Annotated in this window: 5 protein-coding genes and 1 pseudogene; 3 read left to right on the top strand and 3 right to left on the bottom strand. The window is 68.7% G+C overall.

What is annotated here, in order from left to right; genetic code table 11:
* The first annotated feature begins 1 nt into the window (after window position 1).
* A complete protein-coding gene (locus FNH08_RS36855; RefSeq protein WP_152775886.1) occupies window positions 2–1,645 on the top strand; it encodes a transposase in 1,644 nt (547 codons plus the stop codon).
* 257 nt (window positions 1,646–1,902) lie between these two features.
* A complete protein-coding gene (gene lysS, locus FNH08_RS36850) occupies window positions 1,903–3,642 on the top strand; it encodes a lysine--tRNA ligase (protein WP_322726088.1) in 1,740 nt (579 codons plus the stop codon).
* Window positions 3,643–3,736: 94 nt separating this feature from the next.
* Here the strand turns inward: lysS and FNH08_RS36845 are convergent, their stop codons facing one another.
* The 3 genes from FNH08_RS36845 to FNH08_RS36835 all read right to left on the bottom strand — a co-directional run bounded on the left by FNH08_RS36845 (window position 3,737) and on the right by FNH08_RS36835 (window position 7,265).
* A complete protein-coding gene (locus FNH08_RS36845; protein WP_322726087.1) occupies window positions 3,737–5,191 on the bottom strand; it encodes a DUF2637 domain-containing protein in 1,455 nt (484 codons plus the stop codon).
* A gap of 154 nt (window positions 5,192–5,345) precedes the next feature.
* On the bottom strand, window positions 5,346–6,143 hold the full coding sequence (locus FNH08_RS36840; protein ID WP_407704519.1) for a DUF3558 domain-containing protein: 798 nt from the start codon (window positions 6,141–6,143) through the stop codon (window positions 5,346–5,348).
* 252 nt (window positions 6,144–6,395) lie between these two features.
* On the bottom strand, window positions 6,396–7,265 hold the full coding sequence (locus FNH08_RS36835; RefSeq protein ID WP_322726089.1) for a DUF3558 domain-containing protein: 870 nt from the start codon (window positions 7,263–7,265) through the stop codon (window positions 6,396–6,398).
* Window positions 7,266–7,493: 228 nt separating this feature from the next.
* Between FNH08_RS36835 and FNH08_RS36830 the strand changes: the two are divergent.
* Window positions 7,494–8,686: pseudogene (locus tag FNH08_RS36830) on the top strand (RtcB family protein).
* The last annotated feature ends 51 nt before the right edge of the window (window positions 8,687–8,737 follow it).

The raw sequence follows: 8,737 nt of genomic DNA, 5'->3' as shown, positions 1-8,737 counted from the left end.
GATGGGCGGGCTGCGGGAGGTGGCGGCGCCGTTTGCGGTGCCCGGACCGGCGGGGGTCGCGATCCGGACCCGGCTGCGAGTCTCGGAGACTGACGCGGCCGTACTGGCCGAGGTCGGTACTTTCCTGGACGGGCTGGCATCGCGGGATCTCGCCGTACGTTCCCGGCGGCGACTCGACCACGACGCCACCACGTGGGCCACTCGGAAGCGGGAGCTGACCAGATGCTCGTCGGCACGCTGGGCGGGCAGCATCACCAAGGCCACACATGACCAGTGGGCTCTGGCCCGGCGCGGCCAGCTGGCGGAGATGGCCTGGCTGCGCGGGCAGATCGCCGCGATCGAGGCCCGGCTTGCGCGCCCCCTGGGTACGAAGGCGAACAAGCGTGACGGGCTGGTGCGCGGGTACGGCTCGCGGGCGGAGTGGCATGCCAAGTCCCGCCGCCTGTATGTACTCAAGGACCGGCTGACCGCATTGGAGGCGGACTGGGCGGTCGGCGCTGTGCACGTGGTGCGTGGCGGCAAACGGCTCGCCCGCCTCCGTCACCACCTGGATCAGGCTGGGCTGGACGAGCAGGCGTGGCGTCAGCGGTGGCAGGCGGCGCGGATGTTCCTTGCTGCGGACGGGGAGTCCGGCAAGCGTCTGGGCAACGAGACCATCCGCATCACCGAGGGCAGCCAGGTCTCGATCAAGCTTCCGGCTGCTCTCGTTCATCTGGCCAACGCGCCGCACGGCCGCTACCTGCTGGACGCGACCGTTGTCTTCCGGCACCGGGGCGAGGAGTGGCGGGACCGGATCACCGTGAACCGGGCAGTGGCCTACCGCATCCACCACGACCCGGCGCGAGGCCGCTGGTACGTGACCGCCTCCTGGCAGCGCACGCCCACCCGTGTGCTGCCGCTCAAGGCGGCCCTGGCGAAGGGGGTGGTGGCGGTGGACATGAATGATGACCACCTCGCCGCCTGGCACCTCGACATCCACGGCAACCCCGTCGGCGAACCCAGACGCTTCTTCTACGACCTGTCGGGCAGCACCGCCCACCGGGACGCCCAGATCCGGCACGCCCTGACCCGGCTGCTGCACCACACCCGACAGTGTGGGGCGGCGGCGATCGCGATCGAGGACCTCGACTTCACCGACGCCACGTCGCGGGAGAAGCACGGCAGTAAGAAGCGCTTTCGTCGTCTGATCGCCCGCTTTCCCACCGCGAAGCTCAAGGCCCGGCTGGTGGCGATGGCCGCCGAGCAGGACATCGCGCTCGTCGCGGTGGACCCGGCCTACACCTCCCGGTGGGGTGCCCAGCACTGGGAGCAGCCGCTGACCACCCCCACACGTAAGACCACTCGCCACGACGCGGCAGCTGTGGCGATCGGACGGCGCGCCCTCGGGCATCCGATCCGGCGACGGGCGGCACCGCCCCGTACCCACCAGAGCGATGGAGACGGGCATCGGACCACCCAGGCCGGACCGGAGACCCGAGGGCGTGAGGAAACTCGCCCCCGCGTTCCCGGACCACGCACCAGATGCGTGCCGCCCGGACGCGGAGCGAACGCGGGTGACCAGCGTGCCCAACACCGTTCGGGCCACGCGGCTGAGCATGAATCCTGGCAACAGGACTCACTACCGCTCAGTCTCCAGGAACGGTAAAGCGGATTTCTCGGGCGCGGGTGGGCACCCTCAGGGGCTGTGCCCCTTCGACCCGCCACGGGGCTCCGCCCCGGGCCCCGTTTCGGGGGCTCCGCCCCGGGCCCCCGCTCCTCAAACGCCGGAGGGGCTGGATGAGGCTGGATGGTGCAGGCCCTTGAAAAGGCGTTTTCGTGGTTGTGGGTGTAGCTGGGAGAATGGTGCGGTCAGCCGTGCGACCGTACCGGCTGCCGGATGAGGAACTTCCAGAAAAAGAGGACGTGCCGATCGTGGCTCAGAGCACCGAGACCACCGACTGGGTCTCCCGTTTCGCGGATGAGGTCATCGAGGAGTCGGAGCACCGGGCCCCGGGCAAACCCGTCGTCGTCGCGTCCGGGCTGTCCCCCTCCGGACCCATCCACCTGGGCAACCTCCGCGAGGTCATGACACCGCACCTCGTCGCCGACGAGATCCGGCGGCGGGGCCACCAGGTGCGGCACCTGATCTCCTGGGACGACTACGACCGGTACCGCAAGGTGCCGAACGGCGTCGCGGGGGTCGACGAGTCGTGGGCCGAGCACATCGGCAAGCCGCTGACCTCCGTCCCCGCGCCCACGGGCTCCACCCACCCCAACTGGGCCGAGCACTTCAAGGCCGCGATGACCGACTCGCTCGCCGAGCTGGGCGTCGAGTTCGACGGGATCAGCCAGACCGCCCAGTACACCTCCGGCGTCTACCGCGAGCAGATCCTGCACGCGATGAAGCACCGTGGCGACATCGACGCCGTTCTCGCGCAGTACCGGACCAAGCCCAAGGCCGCGGCCAAGAAGTCCCAGAAGCCCGTCGACGACGCCGAACTCGAGGCCGCCGAGGGATCGGGCGCCGCCGCCGAGGACGACGGCAGCAGCTCCGCCGGGTACTTCCCGTACAAGCCCTACTGCGGGCAGTGCGAGAAGGACCTCACCACCGTCACCGCCTACGACGACGACACCACCGAGCTGTCGTACACCTGCGACGCCTGCGGGTTCTCCGAGACCGTGGCGCTGAGCGAGTTCAACCGCGGCAAGCTGGTCTGGAAGGTCGACTGGCCCATGCGCTGGGCCTACGAGGGAGTCGTGTTCGAGCCCAGCGGCGTCGACCACTCGTCCCCCGGATCCAGCTTCCAGGTCGGTGGCCAGATCGTCGGGATCTTCGGCGGCAAGCGGCCCATCGGGCCCATGTACGCCTTCGTCGGGATCAGCGGGATGGCGAAGATGTCCTCGTCCCGGGGCGGGGTGCCCACCCCCGCCGACGCCCTGAAGATCATGGAGCCGCAGCTTCTGCGCTGGCTCTACGCCCGCCGCAAGCCCAACCAGTCCTTCAAGATCGCTTTCGACCAGGAGATCCAGCGGCTCTACGACGAGTGGGACAAGCTCGACGCCAAGGTCGCCGACGGAACCGCCCTGCCCGCCGACGTCGCCGCCCACTCGCGTGCCGTACGGACCGCGGGCGGCGAGCTGCCGCGCACGCCCCTGCCGCTGCCGTACCGGACACTCGCGTCGGTCGCCGACATCACCGCCGGCCACGAGGACCAGGCGCTGCGGATCCTGAGCGAGCTGGACCCGGAGAAGCCGCTCGCCTCGCTGGACGAGGCACGGCCGCGGTACGACAAGGCCGAGGCATGGATCAACACGCACGTGCCCGCCGACCAGCGGACCATCGTCCGGGACGAGCCCGACGTCGACCTGCTGAAGTCCCTCGACGAGCCGTCGCAGCGGTCTCTGCGGCTGCTGCTCGACGGGCTGGCCGAGCAGTGGTCGCTGGACGGGCTGACGCATCTCGTCTACGGCGTGCCCAAGGTGCAGGCCGGGTTCTCCGCCGACGCGACTCCGAAGGAACTGCCGCCGGAGATCAAGACGGCCCAGCGGTCCTTCTTCGCCCTGCTGTACCACCTGCTGGTCGGGCGGGACACCGGGCCGCGGCTGCCCACGCTGCTGCTCGCCGTGGGGCAGGACCGGGTGCGGGCCCTGCTCGGGGAGTAGCCGAGCCATGGAACGGCGAGGGGCCCTCGGGTGAGGGCCCCTTTCCTGTGCCTTCTACTGACGTCTACCGCCTTCTGCTGCCTTCTGCTGCCTTCTACGCGATGTGGTCCTCTTCCAGTTCCGCGGTGTGGCGGTTGGTGAAGCGCAGGACCATCCGCTTGGCGTCGGCGTCCAGGAGAGGGACACCATAGGTCGCCTCGACGTTGTTGCTGAACTCGCGCGGAGTCGGGTAGCCGCTGCCGTTGCTTATCGACTGCTTGAAGACCTGGTAGTACGACTCCTCGTCCGGCTCCGGCGGCCCGCCGCCCTCACCGAGCTGACGCGTACGACCCGGGCCCGACGGGATGGGGAAACTACCCGTCTCCTCCGACGAGGACTCCGGCTCCTGAAGCTGCTGCTCCTGGTACGGCTGCTCCTGGTACTGCTCCTCGTACTGGTCCACGACCTGCTCCGCCGGGTACTGATCCTCCCCGTACGGCTGCGGATCGGCCGGCTGCTCCTCGTACCACTCGTCGTACGGCTTCTCCGGGTCGTACGCGGGGTTGTAGCCGCCCTGGTAGACGACCTCCTGGGGACCGGCCGCGGCGAACCACGGGCTCTGGTCCTGCCGCGGGCCCTGCGGGCCCTGCTGGACGTACTCCGGCTGCCCCGAGGGCGGGCCGCTCTGCTGGAACGGCCCCTGGGCGAGGCTCCGCTGCTGAGGTTGGGGCTGAGGTTGGGCCTGGGGCTGGGGTGCGGGCCCGCCCAGCTGTGCCTGAACCTGTGCCTGAACCGGAGCCTGCGTCTGAACCGGGGCCTGCGCCTGCGCCTGGGCCTCCAGCTCCGGCTGAGGCTTCGGCGCCGGAGGCAACAGCGCCGGCTCGATACCCGCCGCCGCCAGACCCGCCGGAGCCGTGTCCGCCAACGGCACGCCGTACCGCGCCAGACGCAACGGCATCAACGACTCCACCGGAGCCTTGCGCCGCCACCCACGGCCGAAACGGGACCGCAACCGCGCCTGGTACACCAGACGCTCCTGCTCCAGCTTGATCACCTGGTCGTACGACCGCAGCTCCCACAGCTTCATACGGCGCCACAGCAGGAACGTCGGAAGCGGCGACAGCAGCCAACGCGTCAGCCGCACACCCTCCATGTGCTTGTCCGCCGTGATGTCCGCGATCCGGCCGACCGCGTGCCGCGCCGCCTCCACCGCCACCACGAACAGCACCGGGATCACCGAGTGCATACCGACACCCAACGGGTCCGGCCAGGCCGCCGCACCGTTGAACGCGATCGTCGCCGCCGTCAGCAGCCACGCCGTCTGACGCAGCAGCGGGAACGGGATCCGGATCCAGGTGAGGAGGAGGTCCAGGGCCAGCAGGACGCAGATACCCGCGTCGATGCCGATCGGGAAGACATAGCTGAAGTTCCCGAAGCCCTTCTGGAGAGCGAGTTCACGGACGGCCGCGTACGAACCCGCGAAACCGATACCGGCGATGATCACGGCGCCGGTCACGACAACGCCTATGAGAACGCGGTGCGTCCGTGTCAGCTGAAGTGGCGCGGCCACCCGTACTCCCCTCCCAATGCCTGTCGTTGCGCGCAACAGAGTGGCACATGTGTGTGTCGCTCGCGTGGCCGGTCACCAAGGAGCCCGGTCCGCGAAGCGGCCGGGCTCCCACAAAATGCCTGCTGAGGCCGCGCGTTCAGGCGCAGCAGCAGACTCAACTCTTCGTCTTGCTCTCCGAAGCCGAAGGCGACGCGGACTTCGACGGCTCCTTCGACGAGTCCTCGGCCGGCTTCTTGGACGGCTCCTTCGACGGCGACGCGCTCGAACCCGAACCCGAACCCCCGCCCTGACCGTTCGCCGAGCCGATCGCCGTCACGATCTCCTTGGCAGCCGCCTTCGCGCCCTTCACCAGGTCGTCCGCGTCCGGAGCCTTGTCACCCGCCAGACCCGCACCGTTGTAGTCGAGCGTGATCACCACGTTCTCGGCGCGCACCACGACCGTCTGCTGCTTGAAGGTGCCTTCCTTCTTCTTCAGGTCGTAGCGCACCACCGTCGCCTGGTCACCCGTACCGGTCACCGACTCCGACTTCAGGCCCTTCGCACCCTCGACCGCCTGCGCCTCCGAGACCTTCTTCTCGAACTGCGCCCGCGCCCGCTCGTCCCCCGGGCCACGCGACGCGTCCGACTCCAGAAGCAGCAGCGACACACTCAGCCAGCGGTACTGCGAACCCTTCACACCATTGTTGTCGAGACTGATCCAACGGCAGTCCCCACTCACGTCCGGCTCACCGTCATTGATCGGCTTGCCGTCCTTCGCACCCTCCGGGACCAGGTCCTCCAGGGTCTTCTTCGGCAACATCGTGCACGCCTCGGGCAGCTTCGCGTACGCCGCCGCCTTCACCTCGTTCGCCGAAGCCGTCGCCGACTCCTTCGCCGCCGGGCTCGCCGACTCCTTCGCCGCGTCGTCACCGGAGCCGGAGTCCGAGGAACAGCCGGCCGCGACGAGCATCACCGGAAGTGCCGCGGCAGCCACGAGGAACCGCCGGACGCCCCTGCCTCCGCGGCCTCGCCCGCCTCGATGAAGATGCTGGTCTCGCTCTGCTGATCGGTGCATGGTTCCTTCACTCATGATGCTCATGACGCTCGTGGTTCCTGCATGTCACTTGTGATACTGCTGTCGGATCGGGTCCGAGGGGCCACGGTACGCGTTGAGCAAGAAGAGCGACTGCCGTTCAAAAGGTTTGTGAAGCCGGTACGGAGACGGTCAGTCGTCGAACGCATCCGCCAACCGCGCGGCCACATTCCGCGCCCTGTCCTGCATGTCCTTGCTGTCCGGCACCACCGACGCGGACACCGGCTGCTCCGCGTACTCCACCCTCACAATCACGTTCGACGTGCGGAACACCACAGTCACCGTCCGCTGCTGCGCCGTACTCAGCACGTCGTTCAGGAACGCCTCGTCGCCCAGATCGTCGAGCGTACGGGGCTGGAGCGCGGCGGGGGTCTCGCTCGCGGAGGCGGAGGAATCGGCCGAACCGGAAGAAACGGGTGAAGCAGAGGAATCGGGTGAGTCGGAAGCGGACGTGGAGGGGGACTCCGAGGCGGACTCGGAGGGACTCGGCTCACCGGAGGACCCGCCCTCGCCCTCGTCCTCGCCCTCCTCGCTCTCGCTCTCCGTGGGAGCCGGCTCGGGAAGGTCCGCGGCCGTCTCCTCGGCGGCATAGACCTCCTCCGCCTTGTCGTCGTCGCTCACCGGGTTGTTGTACGACACCACCCGCTCGAAATCCACGAACAGATGGTCCGTGGCCTCGGTCGACTCCACCTTCCACCGGCACCCCACCCGCCGGTCCGTGTCGAACGTCTGCGTCGCCTCACCCTCGTACGCCGTCTCCCGCTGCTCCGCGTCCGTCATCTGCTTGATACCGGGCAGGAGTGCGTCCAGCGCACCGTGGGAGACGGAGCCGCACGGCTCGGGGAGCACGCGGTAGCGGCCGGGCTGCGCGGTGGTCGCGGTGGTGCTGACGTCGCCGGGACGGTCGTCCCCGGGGTCGTCCGGCTCGTCGGAACCCGTGCAGCCCGCGAGCAACGCCGCGAGGAGCACGGCGACGCCGGGTACGTACGCCTTCGGCTGCACGGAGGGCTCCTCTCGACGGGCCGCCGGGGTCAGGGGCGGCGCCTCGGTCTTGCGCTGGTTCACGCTCTTGCTCTGGGGTTATTCGCTTGCCGCACCAGGGCGACCGCTGGACACAATGTCTATCGCACGCACTGCCGTGAACGCCGGTCCGTCATCCCTTTTCGTCGACCTTGGCGCCGGTTTTGCGATTTCAGGCTTCTGTTGTTGTTCCGGGGGATTGAGGACGAGATGTCGTACGTAGAGGTACCTGGCGCGAAGGTTCCCATCCGCATGTGGACCGACCCCGCGTCGGTCGAGGACGTCGCGATGCAGCAGCTCCGCAACGTCGCCACCCTGCCGTGGATCAAGGGCCTCGCGGTCATGCCGGACGTCCACTACGGGAAGGGCGCGACGGTCGGCTCCGTCATCGCGATGCGGGGTGCGGTGTGTCCTGCGGCGGTGGGCGTGGACATCGGCTGCGGGATGTCGGCGGTGAAGACGTCTCTGACGGCGAACGATCTGCCGGGGGATCTTTCGCGGCTGCGGTCGAAGGTCGAGCAGGCGATTCCGGTGGGGCGGGGGATGCATGACAGCCCCGTCGACCCGGGGCGGTTCCATGGGCTCGCCACTGCTGGGTGGGACGACTTCTGGGGGCGGTTCGAGGGGGTTGCGGAGGCGGTGAAGTTTCGGCGGGAGCGGGCCGGATTGCAGATGGGAACGCTCGGAGCGGGCAACCACTTCGTGGAGATTTGTATTGATATGTCCGATTCGGTGTGGCTCATGCTCCACTCCGGGTCCCGGAACATCGGCAAGGAGCTCGCCGAGCACCACATCGGTGTGGCCCAGAACCTCCCGCACAACCAGGGCCTGGTCGACCGCGACCTCGCCGTCTTCGTCGCGGACACCCCGCAGATGGGGGCCTACCGCAACGACCTGTTCTGGGCGCAGGAGTACGCCAAGCGCAACCGCACCATCATGATGGCGCTCCTGAAGGACGTGGTCGCAAGGAGTTCAAGAAGTCGAAGCCCACCTTCGAGCCGGAGATCAGCGCGCATCACAACTACGTTGCGGAGGAGCGGTACGACGGGATGGACTTGCTGGTCACCCGTAAGGGAGCGATCCGCGCAGGTTCCGGCGAGTACGGGATTATCCCGGGCTCGATGGGCACGGGTTCATACATCGTGAAGGGCCTCGGCAACGACAAGTCCTTCAACTCGGCGTCGCACGGCGCCGGTCGGCGTATGAGCCGCAACGCGGCGAAGCGGCGCTTCTCGACGAAGGACCTGGAGGAGCAGACACGGGGCGTGGAGTGCCGTAAGGACTCCGGAGTCGTGGACGAGATCCCGGGTGCATACAAGCCGATCGAGCAGGTCATCGACCAGCAGCGGGACTTGGTACAGGTCGTGGCGAAGCTGAAGCAGGTCGTCTGTGTAAAGGGATGACCTGTGGACTTGTAGCGCAGGGCCCCGCCCTCCCGTCTGGGAGGGCGGGGC

It is taken from the genome of Streptomyces spongiae (assembly GCF_009377185.1).
In the GTDB taxonomy this organism is placed as follows: domain Bacteria; phylum Actinomycetota; class Actinomycetes; order Streptomycetales; family Streptomycetaceae; genus Streptomyces; species Streptomyces spongiae.
The sequence above is the reverse complement of the archived record's forward strand: the minus strand, read 5'-3'. Positions and strand labels throughout refer to the sequence as shown.

Bases quoted from the DNA above. Each gene is read 5' to 3' on its own strand.
- FNH08_RS36855 (WP_152775886.1), top strand. From the start codon at position 2: ATGGGCGGGCTGCGGGAGGTGGCGGCGCCGTTTGCGGTGCCCGGACCG.